This window comes from Pseudomonas sp. ES3-33, from assembly GCF_000952175.1.
GTDB lineage: Bacteria > Pseudomonadota > Gammaproteobacteria > Pseudomonadales > Pseudomonadaceae > Aquipseudomonas > Aquipseudomonas gregormendelii.
The window spans coordinates 76,763-102,953 of sequence record NZ_JZRI01000080.1 but is presented as its reverse complement, the minus strand read 5'-3'; the positions used below and the strand labels follow the sequence as shown (position 1 = coordinate 102,953).

26 protein-coding genes are annotated in these 26,191 nt (G+C 59.3%); 19 read left to right on the top strand and 7 right to left on the bottom strand.

What is annotated here, in order from left to right; genetic code table 11:
- Window positions 1-910, bottom strand: a 910-nt coding sequence (locus tag UB23_RS29425; RefSeq protein WP_152644280.1) for a hypothetical protein, incomplete at its 3' end; no start/stop codon positions are given.
- Between the two features lie 642 nt (window positions 911-1,552).
- Between UB23_RS29425 and UB23_RS15825 the strand changes: the two genes are divergently transcribed.
- Together UB23_RS15825 and UB23_RS15820 are read left to right on the top strand one after the other, a co-directional pair.
- A complete protein-coding gene (locus UB23_RS15825) occupies window positions 1,553-2,902 on the top strand; it encodes an NCS2 family permease (protein ID WP_045060233.1) in 1,350 nt (449 codons plus the stop codon).
- A gap of 72 nt (window positions 2,903-2,974) precedes the next feature.
- Complete coding sequence (locus UB23_RS15820; RefSeq protein WP_045060232.1) at window positions 2,975-3,601, top strand: LysE family translocator; 627 nt, start codon at window positions 2,975-2,977, stop codon at window positions 3,599-3,601.
- 224 nt (window positions 3,602-3,825) lie between these two features.
- On the opposite strand, the gene uraH is transcribed toward UB23_RS15820, so the two are convergent.
- The gene (gene uraH / locus UB23_RS15815; RefSeq protein WP_008031462.1) at window positions 3,826-4,179 is read right to left on the bottom strand and encodes a hydroxyisourate hydrolase; all 354 of its coding nucleotides are present in this window, start codon (window positions 4,177-4,179) and stop codon (window positions 3,826-3,828) included.
- 418 nt (window positions 4,180-4,597) lie between these two features.
- On the opposite strand from uraH, the gene puuE reads away from it, so the two are divergent.
- The 9 genes from puuE to UB23_RS15775 all read left to right on the top strand — a co-directional run bounded on the left by puuE (window position 4,598) and on the right by UB23_RS15775 (window position 12,692).
- Window positions 4,598-5,524 (top strand): allantoinase PuuE, encoded by a 927-nt coding sequence (puuE, locus tag UB23_RS15810; RefSeq protein ID WP_045060231.1) that lies wholly within the window; start codon window positions 4,598-4,600, stop codon window positions 5,522-5,524.
- Entirely contained in the window at window positions 5,521-6,036 is a 516-nt protein-coding gene (gene uraD, locus UB23_RS15805) for a 2-oxo-4-hydroxy-4-carboxy-5-ureidoimidazoline decarboxylase (RefSeq protein ID WP_045060230.1), read from the top strand. Before puuE ends, uraD begins: the two co-directional genes overlap by 4 nt.
- 89 nt (window positions 6,037-6,125) lie before the next feature.
- Entirely contained in the window at window positions 6,126-7,121 is a 996-nt protein-coding gene (gene alc, locus UB23_RS15800; RefSeq protein ID WP_045060229.1) for an allantoicase, read from the top strand.
- A gap of 117 nt (window positions 7,122-7,238) precedes the next feature.
- On the top strand, window positions 7,239-7,742 hold the full coding sequence (locus UB23_RS15795) for an ureidoglycolate lyase (protein WP_016773758.1): 504 nt from the start codon (window positions 7,239-7,241) through the stop codon (window positions 7,740-7,742).
- Window positions 7,743-7,792: 50 nt separating this feature from the next.
- Window positions 7,793-9,091, top strand: coding sequence for a urate hydroxylase PuuD (locus UB23_RS15790; RefSeq protein WP_045060228.1), 1,299 nt, complete (start codon window positions 7,793-7,795; stop codon window positions 9,089-9,091).
- Between the two features lie 141 nt (window positions 9,092-9,232).
- Entirely contained in the window at window positions 9,233-10,585 is a 1,353-nt protein-coding gene (locus UB23_RS15785) for a nucleobase:cation symporter-2 family protein (RefSeq protein WP_045060227.1), read from the top strand.
- Between the two features lie 160 nt (window positions 10,586-10,745).
- A complete protein-coding gene (locus UB23_RS15780; protein WP_045060226.1) occupies window positions 10,746-11,531 on the top strand; it encodes an outer membrane protein OmpK in 786 nt (261 codons plus the stop codon).
- Between the two features lies 1 nt (window position 11,532).
- A complete protein-coding gene (locus UB23_RS29420; protein ID WP_152644279.1) occupies window positions 11,533-11,880 on the top strand; it encodes a hypothetical protein in 348 nt (115 codons plus the stop codon).
- A 26-nt stretch (window positions 11,881-11,906) separates the two neighbouring features.
- Window positions 11,907-12,692 carry an outer membrane protein OmpK gene (locus tag UB23_RS15775; protein ID WP_045060225.1) on the top strand — a complete coding sequence of 262 codons (786 nt, stop codon included), beginning with the start codon at window positions 11,907-11,909 and terminating at the stop codon, window positions 12,690-12,692.
- A 98-nt stretch (window positions 12,693-12,790) separates the two neighbouring features.
- On the opposite strand, the gene UB23_RS15770 is transcribed toward UB23_RS15775, so the two are convergent.
- Together UB23_RS15770 and UB23_RS15765 are read right to left on the bottom strand one after the other, a co-directional pair.
- Entirely contained in the window at window positions 12,791-13,945 is a 1,155-nt protein-coding gene (locus tag UB23_RS15770) for a patatin-like phospholipase family protein (protein WP_045060224.1), read from the bottom strand.
- 52 nt (window positions 13,946-13,997) lie between these two features.
- Window positions 13,998-14,930, bottom strand: coding sequence for a lipid A biosynthesis lauroyl acyltransferase (locus tag UB23_RS15765; RefSeq protein ID WP_045060223.1), 933 nt, complete (start codon window positions 14,928-14,930; stop codon window positions 13,998-14,000).
- A gap of 118 nt (window positions 14,931-15,048) precedes the next feature.
- Here UB23_RS15765 and minC point away from each other — a divergent pair, with 118 nt between their 5' ends.
- The 7 genes from minC (at window position 15,049) to UB23_RS15735 (ending at window position 21,970) form a co-directional block, all read left to right on the top strand.
- Window positions 15,049-15,786 carry a septum site-determining protein MinC gene (gene minC, locus UB23_RS15760; protein WP_045060241.1) on the top strand — a complete coding sequence of 246 codons (738 nt, stop codon included), beginning with the start codon at window positions 15,049-15,051 and terminating at the stop codon, window positions 15,784-15,786.
- A gap of 202 nt (window positions 15,787-15,988) precedes the next feature.
- Window positions 15,989-16,801, top strand: coding sequence for a septum site-determining protein MinD (gene minD, locus UB23_RS15755; protein WP_045060222.1), 813 nt, complete (start codon window positions 15,989-15,991; stop codon window positions 16,799-16,801).
- Window positions 16,801-17,055 carry a cell division topological specificity factor MinE gene (gene minE, locus UB23_RS15750; protein ID WP_007944431.1) on the top strand — a complete coding sequence of 85 codons (255 nt, stop codon included), beginning with the start codon at window positions 16,801-16,803 and terminating at the stop codon, window positions 17,053-17,055. The genes minD and minE overlap by 1 nt, the downstream gene beginning before the upstream one ends.
- 180 nt (window positions 17,056-17,235) lie before the next feature.
- A complete protein-coding gene (locus tag UB23_RS15745) occupies window positions 17,236-17,871 on the top strand; it encodes an RluA family pseudouridine synthase (protein ID WP_045060221.1) in 636 nt (211 codons plus the stop codon).
- A gap of 243 nt (window positions 17,872-18,114) precedes the next feature.
- Window positions 18,115-19,404 (top strand): M18 family aminopeptidase, encoded by a 1,290-nt coding sequence (locus tag UB23_RS15740; protein WP_045060220.1) that lies wholly within the window; start codon window positions 18,115-18,117, stop codon window positions 19,402-19,404.
- A 138-nt stretch (window positions 19,405-19,542) separates the two neighbouring features.
- A complete protein-coding gene (locus UB23_RS29930; protein ID WP_163019418.1) occupies window positions 19,543-19,719 on the top strand; it encodes a hypothetical protein in 177 nt (58 codons plus the stop codon).
- Between the two features lie 76 nt (window positions 19,720-19,795).
- Window positions 19,796-21,970: a mechanosensitive ion channel domain-containing protein gene (locus tag UB23_RS15735; protein ID WP_045060219.1), complete on the top strand. Its 2,175-nt coding sequence runs from the start codon at window positions 19,796-19,798 to the stop codon at window positions 21,968-21,970.
- A gap of 42 nt (window positions 21,971-22,012) precedes the next feature.
- Here the strand turns inward: UB23_RS15735 and UB23_RS29785 are convergent, their stop codons facing one another.
- Window positions 22,013-22,321, bottom strand: a complete 309-nt coding sequence (locus UB23_RS29785) for a hypothetical protein (protein WP_160298065.1) — start codon at window positions 22,319-22,321, stop codon at window positions 22,013-22,015.
- Window positions 22,322-22,380: 59 nt separating this feature from the next.
- Window positions 22,381-24,054, bottom strand: a complete 1,674-nt coding sequence (locus UB23_RS15725) for a DEAD/DEAH box helicase (protein WP_045060217.1) — start codon at window positions 24,052-24,054, stop codon at window positions 22,381-22,383.
- Between the two features lie 432 nt (window positions 24,055-24,486).
- On the opposite strand from UB23_RS15725, the gene UB23_RS15720 reads away from it, so the two are divergent.
- Window positions 24,487-25,278 (top strand): crotonase/enoyl-CoA hydratase family protein, encoded by a 792-nt coding sequence (locus tag UB23_RS15720; RefSeq protein ID WP_045060216.1) that lies wholly within the window; start codon window positions 24,487-24,489, stop codon window positions 25,276-25,278.
- A 117-nt stretch (window positions 25,279-25,395) separates the two neighbouring features.
- Here the strand turns inward: UB23_RS15720 and UB23_RS15715 are convergent, their stop codons facing one another.
- A complete protein-coding gene (locus UB23_RS15715; protein ID WP_045060215.1) occupies window positions 25,396-26,151 on the bottom strand; it encodes a spermidine synthase in 756 nt (251 codons plus the stop codon).
- Window positions 26,152-26,191 lie beyond the last annotated feature (40 nt).

Sequence of the window (26,191 nt, the reverse complement as noted above, 5' to 3'; positions counted from 1 at the left end):
AGATGTGTATAAGAGACAGGTTTTCATTTTCTTTCTTGAAAGTAGAGATAGAATTATTTATTTCAGTAATTTCTTGCTCAGAAATTTTTTTATCCGGAATTTCCGCATCGCGCGTCATTAATTCAGCTAGTTGCCTACATCCTTTCTCAAGCTTGGCTTTATCCGACTGCAACTTATCTAGTTTAGCTGGCGAACCCATAAAGTCTTTCACAAGTATTTTCCACATCTCACCCTCAGCATTTGGGACTTCAATGCGTTCTCCATATTCCCCGTAGCCCTCTATAAAACCGAATTCCTTCATAGCAAATTCATCGCTTTGTATGTGAGAGGACCACATGGGCCCAAAACCAGTATTTTTAGGATCATAGATCTCGCCAGCGATGGCCAAATCCAGACGACTCCTTACCGCGACGCCATGATTTGACGCGTGCTCCACAGCCCGATCTTTGCTATTTGTCAGACTCTGAATGTCCCTGTCTTTCTTGGAAATTTTATGTTCATATCGTTCCTGGGCTTTAGCAATGCGCTCATTGGCTCTCTTCCGACGTTTGTTGCGAAAAGATTCCAAGTCGCTATCGCTGGTATTTGCCCATCGAATATCTTGTTCAAGGCGTAATATTTTTTCTGTGTTTTTGCTATTTTCACCATTGAGCCTTCCAACTTCTTTTTTTGTGACGCGAATCTCACGGTCAATACTATAAATTCTAAGCCATTTTTCTCCTGAATCAATTCTGCCCGTTGATTTAATTACATTCCTCAATTCGTAAGAATTATTTCGGACCCCACCAAGTACACCGACTAATTCACCGAGCTCACCCAAGGGTTTTTTTGAAACTTTATTGGCATTGCACTGTTCATGTAATTTAAGACTGAGTATTCCTTGTGGACCGGACAAACTTGAAGACTGCATAATTACCCCACCCTTGAAATGTTCTATAAGCAATTACATAAAAATCTTAAGTGTATATACGGTGCAATAGATAAGGTCATCTTGCAGAATACGCTCCTTATCATTCTGAGCGCCATGTCAGTGTAACTCCGGCCCCCCAGGTGGTTTGAGCGCTATCGCGTGCTCGTAAGCAGCAGGTGGAGATATTCCGCTCTCAAGTGCCGCCAGACGCCTATGAGTTTGATTCGTTGATCCATCGGGGACTCTCGATTCCATGGCATGGTCAGGCACCTCCTGACCGCATTTTTGCACCTGTATACGATGTCGCTGGTTTAAAACGTAAAGGAAGTCCCCGGTTTCTACCCGGGCAAGCCCGCTCCCACAGGGTTTTGGTGGTGGACGCTGTATTTATGTTCGGCGGATCACTGTGGGAGCCGGGCTTGCTCGCGAAGGCGGCGTGACAGGCGATATACTCCGATCGAAAATTTTTTCGTCTACAAAAGCAAAAACAATATTTGCTTTATTTGTACACAAAAGCATAATCCACCTCGTGCGAGTTCCTGACCAAGCGGTCAACAAATTCGCAAGTGCCTCAAAGGACCGCTGCCGCCCTCATGGGTCCGGTCCTGGAAATAACAATAAAACTCTTGAGGAGTACTCGCTGTGGAAAGCCGCAAATCCGAAGCATCGACGCTGGACCTCTCGCCGCCCGCCCCCACCGGCTGGCTGGAGCGTCTGTTTAAACTCAGCTTGCATGGCACCACGGTGAAGACCGAGTTGATTGCCGGTCTGACAACCTTCATCACCATGGCTTACATCATTTTCGTCAACCCCAACATCATGGCCGATGCCGGGATTGATCACGGTGCGGCTTTTGTCGCCACCTGCATCGCCGCTGCGCTGGGCTGCCTGCTGATGGGCCTTTATGCCAACTGGCCGGTCGGCCTGGCGCCGGGCATGGGGCTTAACGCGTTCTTCACCTACACCGTGGTCGGCACCATGGGCTACAACTGGGAAACGGCCCTTGGCGCGGTCTTCGTGTCTGGCGTGCTGTTCATGTTCCTGACCTTCTCGCGGATCCGCGAATGGCTGCTCAACAGCATTCCAGTGAGTTTGCGCTACGCCATGGGCGCCGGTGTTGGGTTGTTCCTGGGGCTGATTGGCCTGAAAACCGCGGGCATCGTCGTCGATAGCCCGGCTACCCTGATCAAACTGGGCTCCCTGCGCGAACCTGGCCCGCTGCTGGCAGCCATCTGCTTCCTGATGATTGCTGTTCTCAGCTACCACAGGGTATTTGGCGCGATTCTGATCAGCATCATCACCGTGACACTGGCAGGCTGGGGCCTGGGCCTTGTGCATTATGAAGGCATCATGTCGGCCCCGCCGAGCCTGGCCCCGACCTGGATGGCCATGGACGTCGCCGGCGTGTTCAATGTCAGCATGATCAGCGTGGTACTCGCCTTTCTCTTCGTGCACATGTTCGACACCGCCGGCACCCTCATGGGCGTGGCCCAGCGCGCCGGCCTGGTAAATGCCGACGGCAAGATCGAAAACCTCTCCCGTGCCCTTAAGGCCGACAGTGCTTCCAGTGTATTCGGTGCGGTAGTGGGTGTGCCGCCCGTCACCAGTTATGTGGAAAGTGCCGCTGGCGTTGCCGCAGGTGGTCGGACTGGTCTTACCGCAGTCACCGTAGGTGTGCTATTTATTGCCGCGATGTTCTTCGCACCGCTGGCCGGGATGATTCCCGCTTACGCCACAGCCGGCGCGCTGATCTATGTCGCCATGTTGATGATGGGCGGCATGGCTCACATCGAATGGGATGAAGCGACCGACAGTATCCCGGCGATTGTCACCGCGATCATGATGCCCCTGACGTTCTCCGTTGCCGACGGTATCGCCCTGGGTTTCATCACCTACGTGGCACTGAAGGCCGGCACGGGCAAGTACAAGGAAATTTCCGTCAGCCTGTGGGTGTTGTGCGCGATCTTCATCGCCAAGTTCGTTTTCTTGTAAGCGTTACGCAGTAAGCGTTACGAACCAGCCTCACCCCGTCGGGTGGGGCTTTTGCGCAAATGGAGGAAAGTGATGAGTCTGGAAACCTGGCTGCTGTTCAGCGGCGCTGCACTGGTGGTGATCCTGATCCCGGGACCGCTGTCGTTGCTGATGATCAGCAACAGCCTGAATTACGGTCTGCGACGGTCTTACCCCGCCTTCCTCGGGGGAGTGATTGCCTCGATCTGCCTGCTCAGCGCTTCTGCACTGGGCCTGGGCGCCCTGCTGCTGGCTTCGGAACAGCTGTTCAGCGCGCTGAAGATCGTCGGTGCGCTGTACCTGTTCTACCTCGCCTGGCAGAGCTGGCAGCAATCGCGCCAACCGTCGGTGGGCGCTGAAGTGCCCCAGACGGCCGCTGTTCCGCGCTTTCGCGCACTGTTCGGGCGCGCATTTGTATTGGGCGCAAGTAATCCGAAGGACATTCTTTTCTTCGCTGCGTTTCTGCCACAGTTTTTGAGCGCCGAACAACCGTTCCTGCCGCAATTACTGGTGATGATTGCGACGTGGACGGTGCTGGATCTGCTGTGCAAGTTGGCTTATGGGCTGGGTGCGCACGGCGCGGCGCGGTATCTGCGAAGCGGCAAGGGGCAGAGTTGGTTTAACCGGATCAGTGCCGGCCTGTTCAGTGGTGCGGGTGCTGCGTCGCTGTTGAGCCGTTAGCAAGGCAAAATCAAAAGATCGTCCGAACGCGGCCCGGGCCTTCGGACGATCTGGAGGTGATGTTGCCTGTTGGGGCCTCATCGCGGGCAACCCCGCTCCCACAGTGGATTGTGGTGCTCTTTTGACTTTCCAGCAGGCAAAAAAAAGCCCGCAGTGTGAGCGGGCGAAAGACCAAAGAAGCTATATGCGCAGTCGCTTCCCGGTTGGGGCAGCTGCTTGGGGGATCAGCTGCCGCGATACGTGGAATAGCTGTACGGCGAGATCAGCAGCGGTACGTGGTAGTGATCCTGCTCGGCAGAGATGCCAAACCGCAACACCACGACGTCCAGAAACGCTGGCTCCGGCAACTGCACGCCACGGGCGCGGTAGTAGTCGCCTGCATGAAATTGCACCTGATAAACCCCGGTACGGTAGTCATCGCCTTGCAGCAGCGGTGCATCGACCCGCCCGTCGCTGTTGGTTATCGCGCTGGCGACCAATTCCAGCTGCGAGCCTTCAACGCGGTAGAGCTCGACCTTGATCGAGCTGCCCGGGCAACCGTGTGCTGCGTCCAAAACGTGAGTAGTCAAACGTCCCATTGATTCTGCGCGCCTGCGGTATCGAACCGTCAGGCCTCGCGCCTCCCGAAGTCAGTTAAAAAGGAGACCGCACCGATTCGGAGCACGAAACGCTGCGGCGAGGAACTGATTAAGACACTTTTCAAAAAAATTGTACACAATAAAAACGACATTTTTCGTGTCACTCCTGCCCACTGCCGATCAGTGCTGTATCTGCCTGCTCGGCAGGCCACCTCAGGACCTTCGATCCATTAGCTGACCATTCAGGCAGGTTTCTTGCACTACCACTGCAAGATGACAGCGAGTGAAAAATGCGAAAATTCAGACTTACAATGTGGATATAAAGTTGTATACAATCATCCCATCGCTGTGACGCCAGCCTGTGATTCCATCGCCAGGCCGCCACACAACCTGTCAACGAACAAGAAGGAAGACTGCAGTGAGCGCTGACTACCCACGCGACCTGGTCGGTTACGGCAGTAACCCTCCGCACCCACACTGGCCGGGCAATGCCCGCATCGCCTTGTCCTTCGTACTCAACTACGAAGAAGGTGGCGAGCGCAACATTCTGCATGGCGATAAAGAGTCTGAAGCGTTCCTCTCGGAAATGGTCTCGGCGCAGCCGCTGCAAGGCGAGCGCAACATGAGCATGGAATCGCTTTACGAGTATGGCAGCCGCGCCGGCGTCTGGCGGATCCTGAAACTGTTCAAGGAATTCGACATTCCGCTGACGATCTTCGCGGTGGCCATGGCCGCCCAGCGTCACCCGGACGTGATCCGCGCCATGGTCGATGCCGGCCACGAAATTTGCAGTCACGGCTATCGCTGGATCGACTACCAGTACATGGATGAGGCCCAGGAACGCGAGCACATGCTCGAAGCGATCCGCGTGCTCACCGAGATCACCGGTGAACGCCCACTGGGCTGGTACACCGGCCGCACCGGCCCGAACACCCGGCGCCTGGTCATGGAAGAAGGTGGTTTCCTTTACGACTGTGACACCTACGACGATGACCTGCCCTACTGGGAACCGAACAATCCGACCGGCAAGCCGCACCTGGTGATCCCTTACACCCTGGACACCAACGACATGCGCTTCACCCAGGTCCAGGGCTTCAACAAGGGCGATGATTTCTTCGAATACCTCAAAGACGCGTTCGATGTGCTGTACGCCGAAGGCGCCGAAGCACCGAAAATGCTCTCCATCGGCCTGCACTGCCGCTTGATCGGCCGTCCAGCGCGTCTGGCTTCGCTCAAACGCTTTATCGAATACGCTAAAAGTCATGAACAGGTGTGGTTCAGCCGTCGCGTCGACATCGCTCGCCACTGGCACGAAACCCACCCGTACCAAGGGCCTGCAAAATGAGCACTTTTCAAACTCTCAAACCCTCGACCCTGAGCCGCGACGCCTTCGTCAAAGCCTTTGCCGACATCTACGAACATTCGCCATGGGTGGCCGAGAAGGCCTTTGACCTGGGCCAGGACGCCTCGATCGACCAGATCGAAACCCTGCACCAGCGCATGAGCGACATCCTGTTGAGCGCCGATCACGCCAGCCAGCTGGCATTGATCAACGCTCACCCGGACCTGGCCGGCAAAGCTGCCGTCCAGGGCCAGCTGACCGAAGCCAGCACCAATGAACAGGCTGGCGCCGGTATTCACCAATGCACGGCAGAAGAGTTTTCTCGCTTCACCGAGCTGAACGACGCCTACAAAGCCAAGTTCAAGTTTCCCTTCATCATGGCGGTAAAAGGCAGCAACCGGCATCAGATCCTCGCGGCGTTCGAAACGCGCATCAACAACTCGGTCGACACCGAATTCAAGTGCGCGCTGGCGGAGATCAACAAGATCGCCCTGTTCCGATTACTGACCCTATAAGCGAGCCTGGCCCAGGTGTTCTCAAACGCAAATGACACCCGGGGCCTTGCAAGCATCCCAAGCCAACTTATTAAAGGCAGACAAGAAGAATGAAAGCTTACGCCGTACCTTTCGAGAAGTTCGTCAACCTGGCAGATGCCCGCCTGGGCACCAAGATCATCTCGGTCACCGATGACTGGTTCGCAGACGCCAATCGTCTGTTCCAACCGACCCCGGCCGTATGGAAGGAGGGCGTGTTCGATGACAACGGCAAGTGGATGGACGGCTGGGAGTCGCGCCGCAAGCGTTTCGAAGGTTACGACAGCGCTGTGATCCGCCTGGGTGTACCAGGTTCGATCAAGGGCGTGGACATCGACACTTCATTCTTCACCGGCAACTTCCCGCCATCGGCGTCCCTGGAAGCCTGCTTCCTGGCCTCGGGCGAGCCAGACGACAACACCCAGTGGACTGAAGTGCTGTCGGCCGTCGAGCTGCAGGGCAACAGCCATCACTACCACGAAATCAGCAACGACCAGTCGTTCAGCCACCTGCGTTTCAACATCTACCCGGACGGTGGTGTGGCTCGACTGCGCGTGTACGGCATTCCGTTCCGCGACTGGTCGGCCGTGGGCGACAACGAGCAAGTTGACCTGGCTGCAGCCCTGAACGGCGGCCGCGCCCTCGCCTGCTCCGACGAACACTTCGGTCGCATGAGCAACATCCTGAACCCGGGCCGTGGCATCAACATGGGCGACGGCTGGGAAACCGCACGTCGTCGTACCCCGGGCAATGACTGGGTCATCGTCGCGCTGGGTCATCCGGGCGAGATCGAAAAAATCATCGTCGACACCCTGCACTTCAAGGGCAACTACCCGGACACCTGCTCCATCCAGGGCGCGTTCGTGAAAGGCGGTACCGACAGCCAGATCGAAACCCAGTCGCTGTTCTGGCGTGAGCTGTTGCCGGCGCAGAAGCTGGAAATGCACGCCGAGCACACCTTCGCCGAGCAGATCAAGGCACTGGGGCCAATCACCCACATCCGCCTGAACGTGTTCCCGGACGGTGGTGTGAGCCGCCTGCGAGTATTGGGCAAGGTCGCTAAATAAGCGCTGAACCCAATCGCCAGCAGGCTGGCTCCCACATTGGCAATGCATTCCCCTGTGGGAGCCAGCCTGCTGGCGATAGCAACAGAACCAACAACACAGAATTCGGAAAAGAACAGCATGCGCACACTGACGATTGAACCGCTGACCAAAGAAGCCTTCGCCCCTTTCGGTGACGTCATTGAAACCGACGGCAGCGATCACTTCATGATCAACAACGGTTCGACCATGCGCTTCCATAAACTGGCGACGGTTGAAACCGCTACGCCTGAGGACAACGCCATCATCAGCATCTTCCGCGCCGACGCGCAGGACATGCCACTGACCGTTTGCATGCTGGAGCGCCATCCGCTGGGCAGCCAGGCTTTCATTCCGCTGCTCGGCAACCCCTTTCTGATCGTGGTCGCGCCAGTTGGCGATGAACCTGTATCAGGCTTGGTCCGCGCCTTCGTCACCAACGGCAGGCAGGGCATTAATTACCATCGCGGCGTTTGGCACCATCCGGTGCTGACGATCGAAAAGCGGGATGACTTCCTGGTGGTTGATCGCAGTGGCACAGGCAATAACTGCGATGAGCATTTTTTCAAAGAGGATGAGCGTTTGATCCTCGCCCCCCACCAATAAGAGAAGGTCTGATCACTCGAATACAGAGTGACAGGCGAGAGGTAAAGACTGTGGAAGCACATCTGTTGGAATGGCTGAACCTGAGCGTGCGCTGGGTTCACATGATTACTGGCGTGGCCTGGATCGGTGCGTCGTTCTATTTCGTCTGGCTGGAGAACAACCTCAATCGGGTCAACCCGAAAAGTGGTCTGGCCGGTGATTTGTGGGCGATCCATGGCGGCGGTATCTACCACCTGGAAAAATACAAACTGGCTCCACCAACCATGCCGGACAACCTGCACTGGTTCAAATGGGAAGCCTACTTCACCTGGATGTCGGGGATCGCGCTGCTGTGCGTGGTGTTCTACTCCAACCCGACGCTCTACCTGCTGGCTCCCGGCAGCAGCCTGACCGGTCCTGAAGGCGTTCTGTTGGGCATCGGCTCGCTGTTCGTTGGCTGGTTCGTCTACTCCTTCCTCTGCGACTCGGCCCTGGGCAAGCGCCCTGCGCTGCTGGGTTTCATTCTGTTCGTGCTGATCATTGGCGCCGCCTACGGCTTCAGTAAAGTGTTCAGCGGTCGTGGTGCTTACCTGCACGTCGGCGCGATCATCGGCACCATCATGGTCGGCAACGTGTTCCGCATCATCATGCCAGCACAACGTGCGCTGGTGGCGGCGATTGCCGAGAACCGTACGCCCGATCCGGCACTGCCGGCCAAAGGCCTGCTGCGCTCACGGCACAACAACTACTTCACCTTGCCCGTGCTGTTCATCATGATCAGCAACCACTTCCCGAGCACCTATGGCAGCCAGTACAACTGGCTGATCCTGGCCGGGATCGCGGTACTGGCAGTGCTGGTGCGTCACTACTTCAACACCCGTCACGACAGCCACAAATTTGCCTGGACCCTGCCGGTGGCAGCGGTGGGCATGATTTGCCTGGCCTATGTGTCCGGTCCGAAGCCGATGTCCAGCGCGCCTGAAGTCGCCAAGGCCGCCATCGAGTACCAGCCACTGCCGGAAACCGCCCTGGGCGGTGACAAGAAGCCGGTTGAAGCTGCACCCGCGACGGCTCCTGCAACGGCACCGACCCAGGCAGCGAATGCCGGCCCGGGTTTTGACAAGGTGCACAACGTGATCCAGGAACGCTGCACGGTTTGCCATTCCGCCAAGCCGACCAGCCCGCTGTTCAGTGCCGCACCGGCTGGCGTGATGTTCGACACCCCCGACCAGATCCGCCAGAACGCCCCGCGTATCCAGGCGCAAGCGGTCGCCAGCCAGATCATGCCACTGGGCAACATCACCCAGATGACCCAGCAGGAACGTGACCTGATTGGTGCTTGGATCGTGCAGGGAGCCCAGACCAATTAACCGCTGAAAAGCATCGCGAGCAAGCCTTGCTCCCACTGGATTCCCAGGAATTCTGTAGGAGCAAGGCTTGCCCGCGATTGGCCGCCGCACGGTCGACCTGATGCACAAAATCACAAGAATAAAAAAGATCCGAGGTGTTGCATGTCCGAGCTATCCGAAGCGCGCATCCCCGACGCACCCGCTATTCAGCGTTTGCCCCTGTTGCAACTGATCCTGGTTGGACTGCAGCACGTTCTGCTGATGTACGGTGGCGCCATTGCGGTGCCGCTGATCATCGGACAGGCCGCAGGCCTGAGTCGCGAAGAAATCGCTTTCCTGATCAACGCCGACCTGCTGGTTGCCGGCATCGCAACCATCGTGCAGTCCCTGGGCATCGGCCCGATGGGCATCCGCATGCCGGTGATGATGGGCGCCAGCTTTGCCGCCGTGGGCAGCATGGTTGCCATGGCAGGAATGCCTGGCATCGGCCTGCAAGGCATTTTCGGCGCGACCATTGCCGCGGGCTTCTTCGGCATGATCATCGCGCCGTTCATGTCCAGGGTCGTACGTTTTTTCCCGCCCCTGGTGACCGGCACGGTCATCACCTCAATCGGTTTGTCGCTGTTCCCCGTGGCCGTCAATTGGGCCGGCGGTGGCGCCGGTGCGGCGCAATTCGGCTCACCGATCTACCTGGCCATCGCCGCCCTGGTGCTGGGCACCATTTTGCTGGTGCACCGTTTCATGCGCGGCTTCTGGGTCAATATCTCGGTGCTGATCGGCATGTGCCTGGGTTATGTGATCTGCGGCCTGATCGGCATGGTCGACCTAAGCGGCATGGCCCAGGCGCCCTGGGTACAGATCGTCACCCCGCTGCATTTCGGCATGCCGAAATTCGAGCTCGCACCGATCCTGTCCATGTGCCTGGTGGTGGTGATCATCTTCGTCGAGTCCACCGGCATGTTTCTCGCCCTGGGCAAGATCACCGGGCAGGAAGTTTGCCCGCGGATGCTGCGCCGCGGCCTGTTGTGCGACGCGGGTGCTTCATTCTTTGCCGGTTTCTTCAACACCTTCACCCACTCCTCGTTCGCCCAGAACATCGGCCTGGTGCAGATGACCGGCGTACGCTGCCGCTCGGTCACCATCGTCGCCGGCGGCTTGCTGATCGTGCTGAGCCTGCTGCCCAAAGCGGCGTTTCTGGTGGCGTCGATTCCACCGGCGGTATTGGGCGGTGCAGCCATTGCCATGTTCGGCATGGTTGCGGCCACCGGGATCAAGATTCTGCAGGAAGCCGACATCGGTGACCGTCGCAACCAGTTGCTGGTGGCGGTGAGCATCGGCATGGGGTTGATCCCGGTGGTGCGGCCGGAGTTTTTCGCCCACCTGCCCTTGTGGATGAGCCCGATCACCCACAGCGGAATCGCGATGGCGACGTTGAGCGCGCTGTCGCTGAACCTGCTGTTCAACATCCTCGGCGGCAAGGAACGCGCCGCCATCAACGACTGCCACGCGCACTGACAAATAAGTACACGCCCCGCCAGGTGGAAGCGAGCCTGCTCGCGATGACGTTATCGGAATCAACACTTCATTGACTGATACACCGCCATCGCGAGCAGGCTCACTCCCACAGGGTTGGAGCCCCCGTGCCTTGAACAATAAAAACAAGAAGGAGCACCAGATGATCCGGACTCAGAAAAACCTGCTGCTGGGCGCCGCCCTGCTGACCACTGGCCAGGTCATGGCCGGCGACTTGTTGCTGTGGCAGACCAACAGCCTGAGCTATCTCTATGGCAAGGACTTTGCGGTCAACCCGTCGATCCAGCAGACGGTGACATTCGAGCACGCCGATGGCTGGAAGTACGGCGACAACTTCATGTTCATCGACAGCACCTACTACAACGGCGAGCAAGACCGCAACAAAGGCGTTCACGCCTATTACGGCGAGTTCAGCCCGCGACTGTCCTTGGGCAAGATCCTTGACCGACGCTTCGAATTCGGCCCGATCAAGGACGTGTTGCTGGCCATGACCTACGAGAATGGCGAAGACGACAGCGAGGCCTACCTGATCGGCCCCGGTTTTAACCTCGCAATACCGGGCTTCAACTTCTTCACCTTGAATTTTTATTATCGCCAGACCGAAGGCTCGCGCCCCGGCAGCGATGTCTGGCAAGTAAGCCCGGCATGGTCCTACACCCTTCCACTCGGCAATTCGAGTGTACTGATCGACGGCTACCTGGACTGGGTGGTGGATAACGACCAGAACGCCCGTGGCACTTATCACGCCAACGTGCACTTCAACCCGCAGATCAAGTACGACCTGGGCAAGTCCATGGGTTGGCGGGAGAAACAGGTGTACGTCGGCATCGAATACAGCTACTGGAAAGACAAGTACGGCATCGAAAACAGCGCCAATTTCGACACCAATGAAAACACCACCAGCCTGCTGGTGAAGGTGCACTTCTAAGATGACCCGCAACCGTGCCCCAAACCTGTCGTCGGTGCGCTGTTGCGGGGCACTTGAGACCTGGCCAAGGAGTCAGTATTCTCCGCGGCCGCCTGAATCCGCTTTAAAAAAAAGCCCGGATTTAAATCCTGACCAGAAAGCCAACTTATCCCGGCTCTGGACGGTATCAAGGCATCCCCGAACCACTCTCAATCGACTGTTTTCGAGCAGCCGAGCGGGAGTTTTTTGGTTTTCGCAAAGCCTTGGCGCAGCTTTTGCTAACAGCAATAAAGCTGACCGTATGGATGATTTTTTGCAGCTAAAGAAAAAGGCGCCACACCAGAGCGCCGACCTTAAAAAAATAACGTGATACCACTACTTTTTGGGAGCAACCGAATGAAACGTACGTGCACTAGCCTGATGCTGGCAGGATCGTTGCTGGCCGGGGGCCAGGCCATGGCCGGCGACTTGCTGCAGTGGCAGGACAACAGCCTGACTTACCTGTATGGCAAAGACTTCCAGGTCAACCCGCGCATCCAGCAGACCGTGACATTCGAACACGCCGACGGCTGGAAATACGGGGACAACTTCTTCTTCATCGACAAGATTTTCTACAACGGCAAGGAAGACTCTTTCGCCGGCAAGAACACTCACTACGGCGAATTCAGCCCGCGCTTGTCGTTCAACAAGATTTTCAACCAGAAGCTGGAGTTCGGCCCGATCAAGGACGTGCTGCTGGCCATGACCTATGAGTTCGGCGAAGACGACACCGAGTCGTACCTGATCGGTCCGGGTTTTGACCTGGCCATCCCCGGCTTCGACTACTTCCAGTTGAACTTCTATAACCGTCACACCGAAGGCGACCGTGCGGGTGACGATGTCTGGCAGATCACGCCGGCCTGGTCCTACACCATCCCGGTGGGTGACTCGGACGTGCTGATCGACGGCTTCATGGACTGGGTGGTCGACAACGACGTGAACGACAAAGGCGAATACCACGCCAACCTGCACTTCAATCCGCAAGTCAAATACGACCTGGGCAAGGCCCTGAGTCTGGGTGCCAAGCAGTTGTACGTCGGTGTCGAGTATGACTACTGGAAAAACAAGTACGGTATCGAAGACAGCCAGGGCTTCAAAACCGATCAGAGCGTGACCAGCTTCCTGGTCAAGGTTCACTTCTGATTTTGTAAGAGTGAGCTTGCTCGCGAAGGACCAGAGAGCGCCACGGGGTTTCAGGCTCCCAGCGTCATCGTTAACGTCCATCGCGAGCCAGCTCGCTCCTACAGCAACCCCAGAAACCGAGACAACTCCCCGCGCTTGGCCAGCGCATCACGCCGCCCCAAATCAATCAACTCGCTGCAATACCCCGCCTCGAACAACAGATAACTCAACACCCCCGCTCCACTTGTCTTGGTCGCCCCCGGTCCGCGCAGGAACAGGCGTAGCGCCGCTGGTAATTCCTGCCGATGCCGCGCAGCGATCTCATCGATCGGCTGGCTCGGTGAGATCACCAGCACCTCCACCGGCGCCACGCCAAGCGCTCGGGTGGGCGTGCCATCTGGCATCAGGTGACTGAACTGGTTCAGACGCTGCAGCAGCTCGATGTCGCTTTCCAGGCTGTCGATGAACGTGCTGTTGAGCATGTGCCCGCCAATTTGCGCGAGGGTCGGCTGCTGGCCGGTATAGGCGCGTTGCAGCGGCTGCTCGGGATCGACCCCGCGCGGGTTGCCGCTGACCCCCACCACCAGCACGCGGCTGGCACCAAGATGCAGGGCCGGACTGATCGGGGCCGATTGGCGTACCGCGCCGTCGCCGAAATACTCTTCACCGATTTTCACCGGCGCGAACAGCAGCGGAATCGCGGAACTGGCGAGCAGGTGCTCAATCGTCAATTGCGTAGGCACGCCGATGCGACGATGGCGTAACCAGGCGTCGATGGTGCCGCCGCCCTGGTAGAACGTGACGGCCTGACCCGACTCATAGCCAAACGCAGTGACCGCCACGGCCTGTAACTGTTTCTGCGCGATCGCCTCAGCGATTCCGGACAACTGCAGCTTGTCGTCGAGCAGCCCGCGCAATGGCGAACTGTCAAGCAAGGCCACCGGCACCTGGGCACCGATACCGAGCAGGCTGTGGCCGACAAAGCGGCTGGCCTGATGGATCACCCCTGGCCAGTCGCTGCGCAACACCAGATGACTGCGAAAGCCTTGCCAGAACGCCGTCAGGCGCTCGATGGCGGCACGAAAATCCAGCGCGCCACTGGCCAGGCTGACCGCATTGATCGCACCCGCCGAGGTACCGACAATGACCGGAAACGGATTACGTGCACCCTGCGGCAGCAACTCGGCAATCGCCGCCAGCACTCCCACCTGATAGGCCGCCCGAGCCCCACCGCCGGAAAGAATCAAGCCTGTAACCGGTTCAACGGGACTCATCGCAACGCTCCATGGTACTTGTTGGTAGTCCGCTCCTGCAGGGGATCATGTCTCAACCGCGCTTGGCGTACAGCTTGGGTTCACCGGGTGGGCGGCTTTTGAAACGCCGATGCGCCCACAGGTATTGCTGCGGACAGTCGCGCAGCACGCCTTCGACCCACTGATTGATGCGAATGCAGTCGGCTTCCTCGGTTTCCCCCGGGAAGCCTTCGAGCGGCGCATGGATCAACAGTCGATAGCCGCTGCCGTCCGCCAGGCGCTCCTGAGTGAACGGCACCACCAGCGCCTTGCCCAGCCGTGCGAACTTGCTGGTGGCCGTCACAGTAGCGGCCTGAATGCCAAACAGCGGCACGAAGATACTTTGCTTGGCGCCGTAGTCCTGGTCCGGTGCATACCAGATCGCGCGTCCGGCCCGCAGCAGCTTGAGCATGCCGCGCACGTCGTCACGCTCCACGGCCAGCGAGTCGAGATTGTGGCGCTCGCGGCCGCGGCGCTGGATGTAATCGAACAGCGGGTTCTTGTGCTCGCGGTACATGCCATCAATGGTGTGCTGCTGGCCGAGCAACGCTGCCCCGATTTCCAGGGTGGTGAAATGCACGGCCATCAGGATCACCCCCTTGCCTTCGCGTTGGGCTTTTTGCAGATGCTCCAGGCCTTCGACATGCGCCAGCTTCGCCAGCCGCTCGCGCGACCACCACCAGCTCATGGCCATTTCAAAGAAGGCGATGCCGGTGGAAGCGAAATTTTCCTTGAGCAGGTGTTTGCGCTCGGCGGCGGATTTTTCCGGAAAACACAATTCGAGATTGCGCTTGGCGATGCGCCGTCTGTCGCCCGCCAGGCGATACATGACGGCGCCCAGGAGCCGACCGATGGACAGCAACGCCGGATAAGGCAGTTGGACAATCAGCCACAATAGCCCCAGACCACACCACAGCGGCCAGAAACGCGGGTAAAGAAATGCTCTTCGAAAACGCGGGCGATCCATTAAAGGTTCCGTCAAGACAATGGCCGCGCATTCTACATCGTTAGACCCGGCTTGCGGCCTGCGGGCGTTCTCGTTATAAGTCTCGGCACTTTTAGTGACAAGTCGTTGTATGCCGACCATGAGCCAAACCGAACCGCTAGACAAAGATCCCGTGTTCCAGTTGAAGGGCAGCATGCTCGCCATTACGGTGCTGGAACTGGCCCGTAACGACCTCGAGAACCTCGATCGACAACTGGCCGCCAAGGTCGCCCAGGCGCCTAACTTCTTCAGCAACGCGCCACTGGTGTTGGCCCTGGACAAACTTCCACCGGGTGAAGGCGCCGTTGATCTGCCGGGCCTGATGCGCGTGTGCCGCCAGCATGGCCTGCGCACCCTGGCGATCCGTGCCAGTCGCATCGAGGACATTGCTGCGGCCATTGCGGTCGACCTGCCGGTGCTGCCACCGTCCGGTGCCCGTGAGCGAGCCCTGGACCCGAATGAAGGCGTTGTCGTGAAAAAACCGGAGAAACCACCGGAGCCGACGATCAAGCCGACCAAAATCATCACCTCCCCCGTGCGCGGCGGCCAGCAGATTTACGCCCAGGGTTGCGACCTGGTGGTGATCTCCTCCGTCAGCCCGGGGGCGGAACTTCTCGCCGATGGCAACATCCATGTATACGGCCCGATGCGCGGTCGCGTGCTGGCCGGGGTCAAAGGCGACACCAAGGCCAGGATTTTCTGTCAGCAGATGAGCGCTGAACTGGTCTCCATTGCAGGCCACTACAAGGTTTCGGAGGACCTGCGACGCGACCCTTTATGGGGTTCAGGCGTTCAGGTCAGCCTGTCGGGCGATGTGTTGAACATCATTCGGCTTTAACGGATACTGCCGCATTTTCCAAGCATCTCTAAAACGTAGCGAAAACGGCTTGAACGAAGTGGGAAAATGGCCAGAAAGCAGTGTTTACCGAAGGTAAGCGCCGTTCAGGGCCGGATTCCAGCCAAGGCTGTCCGACTGCAGTAGTTTTCCAGAGATGTTTTTTCAGGGGCTAAATGTCCTTTTTCCTTAGGGGTGAAACACCTTGGCCAAGATTCTCGTGGTTACATCCGGCAAGGGTGGTGTGGGTAAGACCACCACCAGTGCCGCTATCGGTACCGGCCTCGCACTGCGCGGCCACAAGACAGTTATCGTCGACTTCGACGTAGGCCTGCGTAACCTCGACCTGATCATGGGTTGCGAACGCCGCGTGGTGTACGACTTCGTCAACGTGGTCAACGGCGAAGCCAACCTGCAACAGGCCCTGATCAAAGACAAGCGCCTGGAAAACCTTTACGTACTGGCCGCCAGCCAGACCCGCGACAAAGACGCGCTGACCGTCGAAGGCGTGGAAAAAGTCCTGATGGCGTTGAAGGAAGACTTCGAATTCGTGGTCTGCGACTCCCCGGCAGGTATCGAGAAGGGCGCTCACCTGGCGATGTACTTCGCTGATGAAGCGATCATCGTGACCAACCCGGAAGTGTCCTCGGTACGTGACTCGGATCGCATGCTGGGCCTGTTGGCCAGCAAGTCGCGCCGCGCTGAAAAGGGCGAGGATCCGATCAAGGAACACCTGCTGCTGACCCGCTACAACCCGCAACGCGTGAATGACGGTGAGATGCTCGGCGTGGAAGACGTCAAGGAAATCCTGTCTGTCACCCTGCTTGGCGTGATTCCGGAATCCCAGGCTGTACTCAAGGCCTCCAACTCGGGTGTGCCCGTGATTCTCGACGACCAGAGCGATGCCGGCCAGGCATACAGCGATGCCGTCGATCGTCTGCTGGGCAAAACCGTGGAGCATCGTTTCCTCGATGTCACGAAGAAGGGATTCTTCGAGCGCCTGTTTGGAGGTAGGTAATGAACATTTTTGACTTCTTTCGAGCCAACAAGAAGCCAAGCACAGCCTCGGTAGCGAAAGAGCGTCTACAGATCATCGTGGCGCATGAACGCGGCCAACGCAGTACACCGGACTACCTGCCAGCCTTGCAGAAGGAACTGGTGGAGGTGATCCGCAAGTACGTCAATATCGGGTCCGATGACGTGCATGTCGCTCTGGAAAACCAGGGCAGCTGCTCGATTCTGGAACTCAATATCACCCTGCCTGATCGCTGAGTCGATCCGGCTGGAGCCACGGCGGCTCAGGCCCTTCGGGACCGTGTAGGAGCTGCCGCAGGCTGCGATCTCTTGATCTTGTTTTTAAAGGCAAAATCAAAAGATCGCAGCCTGCGGCAGCTCCTACGGGGACAATGAAGGGCGTGAGTCGCCGTTGGCGTTTGTTACGAGGCTGTTTTAATGCCGCTGTCCAACATCCAGATCATCCACCAGGACGCCGGCGTCCTGGTGGTGAACAAACCGACCTTGCTGCTCTCCGTCCCTGGCCGGGCCGATGACAACAAGGACTGCCTGATCCCCCGCCTGCAGGAAAATGGCTACCCTGAGGCGCGCATCGTCCACCGGCTGGATTGGGAGACGTCCGGCATCATCCTGCTGGCGCGTGACCCGGATACTCATCGCGAGTTGTCCCGGCAGTTTCACGACCGCGAAACGGAGAAAGCCTACACCGCCCTGTGCTGGGGCCAGCCGGAACTGGACAGTGGCAGCATTGACTTGCCCCTGCGCTACGACCCGCCGACCAAACCCCGCCACGTGGTGGATCACGAATTTGGCAAGCACGCGCTGACATTTTGGCGAGTGCTGGAGCGTTGCGGTGACTGGTGCCGGGTCGAACTGACGCCCATCACTGGCCGCTCCCATCAACTGCGCGTGCATATGCTGTCCATTGGTCATCCACTGCTGGGCGACGGGCTCTATGCCCACGAACAGGCACTGGCCGCCTGGCCAAGGCTGTGCCTGCACGCCAGCATGCTGAGCTTCACCCATCCGCAATCCGGCGAACGCCTGCGCTTCGAGTGTCCCGCACCGTTCTAGGCTACTGCCTTCCCCCGCCAATCGCGGACAAGCCTTGCTCCCACAGTTGGCCAGTTCATAGCTTGTGCGAACCACACAAACCTGTGGGAGCGAGGCTTGCCCGCGATGGCGGTGCGTCAGTCGACATCTATGCCGGCTGGCAATCCGTATTCGCGAGCAAGCCCGCTCCCACAGGGATCGGCTCGATAGGCACATTAGCCGCCCAATACGTTAAACTGGCGCCACTGCTGTCTGGAGCTTTTTATGCGCGAAGAGTTGAACCAAGGCCTGATCGACTTTCTCAAGGCCTCCCCTACCCCCTTTCATGCCACTGCCAGCCTTGTACAGCGCCTGGAAGCGGCGGGCTACCAGCGTCTTGACGAGCGCGAGTCCTGGAACACCGAAGCGAACGGTCGCTACTACGTCACCCGCAATGACTCTTCAATTGTCGCGATCAAGATGGGCCGCCACTCCCCACTCAACAGCGGCATCCGCCTGGTGGGCGCCCACACCGACAGCCCGTGCCTGCGGGTCAAGCCGCAGCCGGAGTTGCAGCGCCAGGGTTTCTGGCAGCTGGGCGTGGAAGTCTACGGCGGCGCCTTGCTGGCACCCTGGTTCGACCGCGACCTGTCGCTGGCCGGCCGGGTCACTTTCCGCCGCGACGGCAAGGTCGAAAGCCAGCTGATCGATTTCAAGCTTCCGATTGCCATCATTCCCAACCTGGCCATTCACCTCAATCGTGAAGCCAACATGGGCTGGGCGATCAATGCCCAAACCGAACTGCCGCCGATCCTCGCGCAGTTTGCCGGCGACGAGCGCGTGGATTTTCGTGCTGTGCTCACCAACCAGCTGGCCCTGGAACATGGTTTGAATGCCGACGTGGTGCTCGACTACGAGCTGAGCTTCTACGACACCCAGGCCGCTGCGATCATCGGCCTGCATGGCGACTTCATTGCCGGTGCGCGCCTGGACAACCTGCTGTCGTGTTATGCCGGCTTGCAGGCATTGCTCACCGCCGAGACCGATGAAACCTGCGTGCTGGTGGCCAACGACCACGAAGAAGTCGGCTCCTGCTCGGCCTGCGGTGCCGACGGCCCAATGCTTGAGCAAACCTTGCGCCGCTTGCTGCCGGAGGGTGACGAGTTTGTCCGCACCATCCAGAAATCCCTGCTGGTATCGGCCGACAACGCCCATGGCGTGCACCCCAACTACGCCGACAAGCACGATGCCAACCACGGCCCGAAACTCAACGCCGGCCCCGTCATCAAGGTCAACAGCAACCAGCGCTACGCCACCAATAGCGAAACCGCCGGGTTCTTCCGTCACTTGTGCATGGCTGAAGAAGTGCCGGTGCAAAGCTTCGTGGTGCGTAGCGACATGGGCTGCGGCTCGACCATCGGCCCGATCACCGCCAGCCACCTGGGCGTGCGCACGGTCGACATCGGCTTGCCGACGTTCGCCATGCACTCGATCCGCGAGTTGTGCGGCAGCCATGACCTGGCGCACCTTGTGAAAGTACTGAGCGCGTTCTACGCCAGTCACGAATTGCCATGACACCCGTGTAGGAGCCTGGCTTGCCGGCGATGGCGGTTTCAATGACTCCATCGCCGGCAAGCCGGGCTCCCACGGCCTGTGCTCGACCCACCAAACCCGCCTAGAATTCAAGTAATCCCTTTCGACAAGGCCGTCGCCATGATCACCATGCAATCCTTCCACGCCATGCTGATCCCGATCCTCACCGGGATGATCCTGCTGGCCATCGGATTCAATTTCCGCGACAAGAATGCCGGCGTGTTCGCAATGTGGATTGGCATGCTGACGATCCTTGGCACCGTGGTGTTCAAGATCCTCGCCAAACTCAACGAATAAATACTCGCCCCGACTCGCATTGATTTTGGCGGGCTCGTACACTCGGGCAATCTGATCTCCCAAGGTTGACCGCCTAGTGTTTGTTCGTCTTTTTGCCCTGCCGTATTTCCTCTTCGTCTGCCTCATGACGCTGCTACCGCTGGCGTCTGCCGAGGCGGTCGGCCTGCCCGGGCTGCTCAATGGCTCGGAGAAACCCCAGCCGGAGGCGCAAGCGCCTCTCGGGCAGTCCCTGGACGATGTCATCAAGTCGCTGGAAAACGACCAGCAGCGCAGCAAACTGCTGGCCGACCTGAAAAAACTCCGCGATGCCACCAAGCAAGTCCAGCCAGCCGCCGAACAAGGAGTGCTTGGTTTGATCGGCGGCACGCTGGCCAGTTTCGAGAAACAGTTTTCCGGGGAGGACAGCCCGATTACCCGCTGGTCCCAAGAGTACGACCTGGCCAAGGACGAGCTGCAAGCGCTGATTCTGCCGGCCAACGAATGGCTGCCGATCATCTTCGCCTTCGCCATGATCCTGATGGTCTGGAGCCTGCTTGCTGCCGTGCTGATCTGGCTCGGCCACCGCGTGCGCATGCGCTTCGGCCTGACCGAAGAGCTGCCCCAACACCCCAAGGCCCTGGATATGTTGCGCTTCGCCCTGCGCAAACTCGGGCCCTGGTTGATCGCCCTGGTCATGACCGTGTACATGACCTACGCCCTGCCCTCGTCACTGGGCAAAAGCCTGGCCATGGTCCTTGCCTATGCGCTGGTGGTGGGCACCTGTTTCTCGGCTATCTGCGTGATCGCCTTTTCCGTTCTGGACGGCCCGCACCGGCACCGCGCCTTGTTCATCTTGCGGCACCAGGCCTTCCGGCCACTGTGGCTGATCGGCAGTTTTGCCGCGTTTGGTGAGGCACTGAGCGACCCGCGCCTAGTGGAAAGCCTTGGCAGCCACCTGGCGCACACCGCCGCGACCATAGCCAATGTCCTGGCAGCGCTGTCCACGGGTCTGTTCATCTTGCGTTTCCGCCGCCCGATCGCCCACCTGATCCGCAACCAGCCACTGTCGCGCCGCCTGACCCGCCGCGCACTCAGCGACAGCATCGATATCCTGGGCACCTTCTGGTATGTACCGGCGCTGGTGCTGGTAGCGATCTCGCTGTTTGCCACGTTCGTATCCGCCGGTGATACCAGCACCGCACTGCGCCAGTCGCTGATCTGCACCGTGCTGCTGGTGTTGTGCATGGTGATCAACGGCCTGGTGCGGCGTCACTCGCTCAGGCCGCAACGCGGGGTGAAGCGCCATGCACTGTATTCGGATCGTCTGAAAAGCTTCTTCTACACCCTGGCCCACCTGGTGGTCTGGCTGGCGTTCATCGAATTGGGCCTGCGCGTCTGGGGCATGTCGTTGATAGCCTTCACCGAGGGTGAAGGCCATGAAATCAGCGTCAAGCTGTTAAGCGTGGCCGGCACGCTGATGTTCGCCTGGCTGATCTGGATTCTCAGCGACACCGCGGTGCACCACGCCCTGACCCGCTCGCGCAAAGGCCTGGCCAACGCCCGGGCGCAGACGATGATGCCGCTGATTCGCAACGTGCTGTTCGTGGCCATTTTCATCATCGCGCTGATCGTCGCCCTGGCCAACATGGGCATGAACGTCACGCCGCTGCTGGCGGGTGCCGGCGTAATCGGCCTGGCCATCGGTTTTGGCGCGCAGTCCCTGGTCGCCGACCTGATCACCGGCCTGTTCATCATCATTGAAGACTCACTGGCCATTGACGACTACGTGGACGTCGGCGGGCACCTGGGGACCGTCGAAGGCCTGACGATCCGCACGGTACGCCTGCGGGACATCGACGGTATCGTGCACACCATCCCGTTCAGCGAAATCAAAAGCATCAAGAACTACTCCCGGGAGTTCGGCTACGCGATTTTCCGGGTGGCGGTGCCGTCCAGCATGGACATCGACGAAGCGATCAAGCTGATGCGTGATGTCGGCCAGAAAATGCGCACCGACCCGCTGCAGCGGCGCAACATCTGGTCTCCGCTGGAGATCCAGGGCGTCGAGAGTTTCGAGTCAGGCAACGCGATCCTGCGCGCCCGGTTCAAGACGGCACCGATCAAGCAGTGGGAAGTGTCGCGGGCGTTCAACCTGTCGCTCAAACGCCATCTGGATGAGGCAGGAATGGATCTGGCAACGCCGCGCATGAGTGTGCAGGTGGTAACGGCGGGCGGCGGACCGATAGCGCAAACAACCTCGAACCCTGACTAACCTAACCCGTAGGAGCTGCCGCAGGCTGCGATCTTTTGATCTTCAATTGCCCAAGATCAAGATCAAAAGATCGCAGCCTGCGGCAGCTCCTACAGTGGGTTCGAGCAGCGGCAGCGGCAGCGGCGGCAGCGGCAGCGGCGGCAGCGGCAGCGGCAGCGGCAGCGGCGGCAGCGGCAGCGGCAGCGGCGGCAGCGGCAGCGGCGGCAGCGGCAGCGGCAGCGGCGGCAGCGGCAGCGGCGGCAGCGGCAGCGGCAGCGGCGGCGGCAGCGGCGGCAGCGGCAGCGGTAGCGGTAGCGGTAGCGGTAGCGGTAGCGGTAGCGGTAGCGGTAGCGGGTACGTTTTCAAAGGCAAAAAAAATCCCCGAACCAGTCGGGGATTTTTTATGTTCGATCAATCAACCCAAGGGCCGATCAATCTTCGCGATAGCGACGCAGCTTCAACTGCTTGCCAGCAACGCGAGTGTCCTTCAGCTTGGTCAGGAGCTTTTCCAGACCATCTTCCGGCAGCTCGACGAGGCTGAAGCTGTCACGCACCTGGATGCGACCGATGGCTTCGCGGGCCAGGCCGCCTTCGTTCAGGATGGCGCCCAGCAGGTTCTTGGCAGCGATACCATCACGCGCACCCAGCGCGGTACGGCAACGAGCACGACCTTCAGCCAATGGAACCGGAGCGCGACGCTCACGATCACCACGGTCCGGACGATCACCGGTACGCTCTGGACGATCGCCACGCGGTGCATTGTTCGGCACCAGTGGACGTTCTTTCTCGATCGCGGCCAGGGTCAACGCCTGGGCGTTGGTTGCCTTGCGCAACAGGGCAGCTGCCAGGGCACGCGGAGTGCAACCGATGTCGGCGGTCAGGCGATCCAGCAGATCACCGTGGGTCGATTCGGCGTCAGCCACCAGTGGCGACAGGCTGTTGGTCAGTTTCTTGATGCGGGCATCGAGAACAGCTTGTGCGTCCGGCAGGCGAACTTCGGCAACCTTTTGACCGGTTACACGCTCGATCACTTGCAGCATGCGGCGCTCACGTGGAGTCACCAGCAACAGCGCACGACCTTCGCGACCGGCACGGCCAGTACGGCCGATACGGTGAACGTAGGACTCTGGATCGTACGGCATGTCAACGTTGAACACGTGAGTGATGCGCGGAACGTCCAGGCCACGAGCGGCAACGTCGGTCGCCACAACGATGTCCAGACGGCCATCCTTGAGGGAGTCGATCACGCGCTCACGCTGGTTCTGGGCAATGTCACCGTTCAGCGCAGCGGCTTTGTAGCCTTTGGCTTCCAGGGCGCTGGCCAGGTCCAGGGTCGCTTGCTTGGTGCGTACGAACATGATCAGGGCGTCGAAATCTTCAACTTCCAGCAGGCTCAATACAGCCGAGGTCTTCTGGTCAGCGTGAACCAACAGGTGAGCCTGTTCGATCGCGGTAACGGTCTGAGTCTTGGTCTGGATCTTCACGTGTTGCGGATCGCGCAGATGGCGTTCGGCAATGGCACGGATCGACTGCGGCAAGGTTGCCGAGAACAATACGGTCTGGCGGGTTGCAGGCAGGGACTTGAAGATGACTTCGAGGTCGTCCATGAAACCCAGTTTGAGCATTTCGTCAGCTTCGTCGAGAACCAGGTGGTTCACGGTCGACAGGACTTTTTCGTCGCGACGCAGGTGGTCGCAAAGACGGCCCGGGGTGGCGACAACGATTTGTGCGCCGTTACGGATTGCTTTCAGTTGTGGGCCCATAGGCGCGCCGCCGTAAACGGCCACAACGGTAACGCCCGGCATTTGCTTGGCGTAGGTTTCGAAAGCGGTTGCTACTTGCAGCGCCAACTCACGGGTTGGCGCCAGGATCAGGGCTTGCGGCTCGCGCTTGGCAGGATCGATGCAATGCAGAATAGGCAGGGCGAACGCAGCGGTTTTACCCGTACCGGTTTGCGCCTGGCCAATCATGTCCTGGCCGGCCATGATGATTGGGATCGATTGCTGCTGAATAGCCGAAGGTTCTTCGTAGCCAGTCGCAATGACGGCTGCAAGGATATTCGGATTAAGATTAAAAGCGGCGAAGCCGCCGGTTTCCTGGGTCATGGGTCTGCCTCTAAGTGCATCCGCAAAGACCCATGCTCCAAAGCTGCGCATGCCGTGTAAGACTCAAGAGTCGCCCTGGCTGCTTTGTCGGCGGGGATTTGCGAAAACGAATGAATGAAAAAGATTCGTCAAGGGAGAGTCCGCTGTGCGGACGTGCAGCCGAAGCTGACTTCGGGGAATTGCGCTACCTAAACGCGGCCTGGTTAAAGGCCGGCGCGCACTATACCGGAATTCGGGCAAAAAGGGAGCATTATTTGTCGGAAAACTGACGTATACGCCGTTGTGTCACAGGCTTTGCGCAGAATCCAACCAGGGTCTACTTTTCAAAGGCCCGGCCCTGCTGGAGATGGCGCTAAAACGGTTCACCCTGCTGAGCCGCCACCTTTGCCCTGCGCCCGGCAACCGCCCCCTTCCCGCCCGAGGAATTGCCCCATGAATCAGCCCTGCTCCAGTCGAGTCAGCCGCGAACGGCGCGGTCATGTGCTGTTGATCGGTTTGGACCGGGTGGCCAAGCGCAATGCGTTCGACCTCGACCTGCTGAATGAACTGAGCCTGGCCTATGGCGAGTTCGAAGCCGACCGCGAAGCGCGGGTGGCGGTAGTGTTTGGCCACGGCGAGCATTTTACCGCCGGGCTCGACCTGGTCAGCGCCAGTGCCAGCCTGGCCGAAGGCTGGCAGGTGCCCCCCGGTGGCTGCGATCCATGGGGAATCCAGGCCGGCCCTCGGGTGAGCAAGCCGGTGATCGTCGCCGCCCAGGGATACTGCCTGACCATTGGCATCGAATTGATGCTGGCCGCTGATATCAACCTGTGCGCCAGCAATACCCGCTTCGCCCAGAAAGAAGTGCAACGCGGGATTTTCCCGTTCGGCGGCGCCACCTTGCGCCTGCATCAGGTTGCCGGCTGGGGCAATGCAATGCGCTGGTTACTTACCGGGGATGAGTTCGATGCCCATGAGGCGCTGCACCTGGGCCTGGTCCAGGAAGTCATGGCCAGTGAGGATTTGCTGCCACGGGCACTGGAGTTGGCTGAACGGATCGCCCGTCAGGCGCCGCTTGGGGTGCAGGCGACCCTGATGTCGGCCCGGCAGGCGCGCTATGAAGGAGAAACGGCGGCAGCGCTGGGGCTGGCGCCGCTGGCGAAGAAGCTGCTGGGCAGTGAGGATGCCAGGGAGGGAGTGCGGTCGATGATCGAGAAGCGACCTGGCGTGTTTAAGGGGCTTTGAGGGATGTATTGACTGTGGGGCCCTCATCGCGGGCAAGCCCGCTCCCACAATGATTGCGTCGTATACGAAACCTGTGGGAGCGGGCTTGCCCGCGATGAGGGCCTCACAGACGCCGACTCATGTTGCCGGGCGAATAGCCTTGATCAGCGACTGCAACGAATACCCCAATCGCGGCGCCAGCCCTTCGGCCCGGGCCACCAGGGCGTCCATGTCGAGCTCCTGATCCAGCTCTGACGGCACCAGCAAAATCACATTGCCCTCTTTCACCGGCAACTCCCAGTAATGGCGGTGATACAGCCCGCGCAACAGCGCAGCGCCCAGCGGCTTGCCATCGTCGGTCGCCCACTGATTGATCACCAGCCATCCGCCCGGATTCAGGCGCTTTTGACAGTTCTCCAGGAAACTCCAGGCCAGGTGGCCGACCCCAGGCCCGACATCGGTATACAGGTCGACGAAAATCAGGTCTGCAGGCTCCGCAGTGTCCAGCAACTCCAGCGCGTCGCCGACCCTGATATACAGGCGCGGATCATCATCCAGCCCCAGGTATTCAATGGCCAGGCGCGGCACGTCGGGCCGCAGCTCGATGGCTTCGACGTCTTCCAGCGGCAGGAATTTCAGGCAGGCCTGGGTCAGCGTACCGGCGCCCAGCCCCAGGAACAATGCACTTTCCGGCTGCTCGTGGCACAAAGCACCGATCAGCATCGCGCGGGTGTAATCGTATTCGAGCCAGCTCGGGTCGGCGGTGAACACGCAACTCTGTTCGATGGCGTCACCGAACTCGAGAAATCGGTAGTCCGCCACTTCCAGCACGCGTATCACGCCGAACTCATCCTGTACCTCGGCGAGCAGATGCTCGACGCGCTCCTCGGTCATTTCGTCTCCTGGTCGTCTCGGGCCTGCAGCTTGGGGAAAC

Coding starts and splice junctions, on each gene's coding strand:
- UB23_RS15820 (WP_045060232.1), top strand. CDS start 2,975: ATGAGTCTGGAAACCTGGCTGCTGTTCAGCGGCGCTGCACTGGTGGTG.
- uraH (WP_008031462.1), bottom strand. CDS start 4,179: ATGGGACGTTTGACTACTCACGTTTTGGACGCAGCACACGGTTGCCCG.
- uraD (WP_045060230.1), top strand. CDS start 5,521: ATGAGCACTTTTCAAACTCTCAAACCCTCGACCCTGAGCCGCGACGCC.
- alc (WP_045060229.1), top strand. CDS start 6,126: ATGAAAGCTTACGCCGTACCTTTCGAGAAGTTCGTCAACCTGGCAGAT.
- UB23_RS15795 (WP_016773758.1), top strand. CDS start 7,239: ATGCGCACACTGACGATTGAACCGCTGACCAAAGAAGCCTTCGCCCCT.
- UB23_RS15785 (WP_045060227.1), top strand. CDS start 9,233: ATGTCCGAGCTATCCGAAGCGCGCATCCCCGACGCACCCGCTATTCAG.
- UB23_RS15780 (WP_045060226.1), top strand. CDS start 10,746: ATGATCCGGACTCAGAAAAACCTGCTGCTGGGCGCCGCCCTGCTGACC.
- UB23_RS29420 (WP_152644279.1), top strand. CDS start 11,533: ATGACCCGCAACCGTGCCCCAAACCTGTCGTCGGTGCGCTGTTGCGGG.
- UB23_RS15775 (WP_045060225.1), top strand. CDS start 11,907: ATGAAACGTACGTGCACTAGCCTGATGCTGGCAGGATCGTTGCTGGCC.
- UB23_RS15770 (WP_045060224.1), bottom strand. CDS start 13,945: ATGAGTCCCGTTGAACCGGTTACAGGCTTGATTCTTTCCGGCGGTGGG.
- UB23_RS15765 (WP_045060223.1), bottom strand. CDS start 14,930: ATGGATCGCCCGCGTTTTCGAAGAGCATTTCTTTACCCGCGTTTCTGG.
- minC (WP_045060241.1), top strand. CDS start 15,049: ATGAGCCAAACCGAACCGCTAGACAAAGATCCCGTGTTCCAGTTGAAG.
- minE (WP_007944431.1), top strand. CDS start 16,801: ATGAACATTTTTGACTTCTTTCGAGCCAACAAGAAGCCAAGCACAGCC.
- UB23_RS15745 (WP_045060221.1), top strand. CDS start 17,236: ATGCCGCTGTCCAACATCCAGATCATCCACCAGGACGCCGGCGTCCTG.
- UB23_RS15740 (WP_045060220.1), top strand. CDS start 18,115: ATGCGCGAAGAGTTGAACCAAGGCCTGATCGACTTTCTCAAGGCCTCC.
- UB23_RS29930 (WP_163019418.1), top strand. CDS start 19,543: ATGATCACCATGCAATCCTTCCACGCCATGCTGATCCCGATCCTCACC.
- UB23_RS15725 (WP_045060217.1), bottom strand. CDS start 24,054: ATGACCCAGGAAACCGGCGGCTTCGCCGCTTTTAATCTTAATCCGAAT.
- UB23_RS15720 (WP_045060216.1), top strand. CDS start 24,487: ATGAATCAGCCCTGCTCCAGTCGAGTCAGCCGCGAACGGCGCGGTCAT.
- UB23_RS15715 (WP_045060215.1), bottom strand. CDS start 26,151: ATGACCGAGGAGCGCGTCGAGCATCTGCTCGCCGAGGTACAGGATGAG.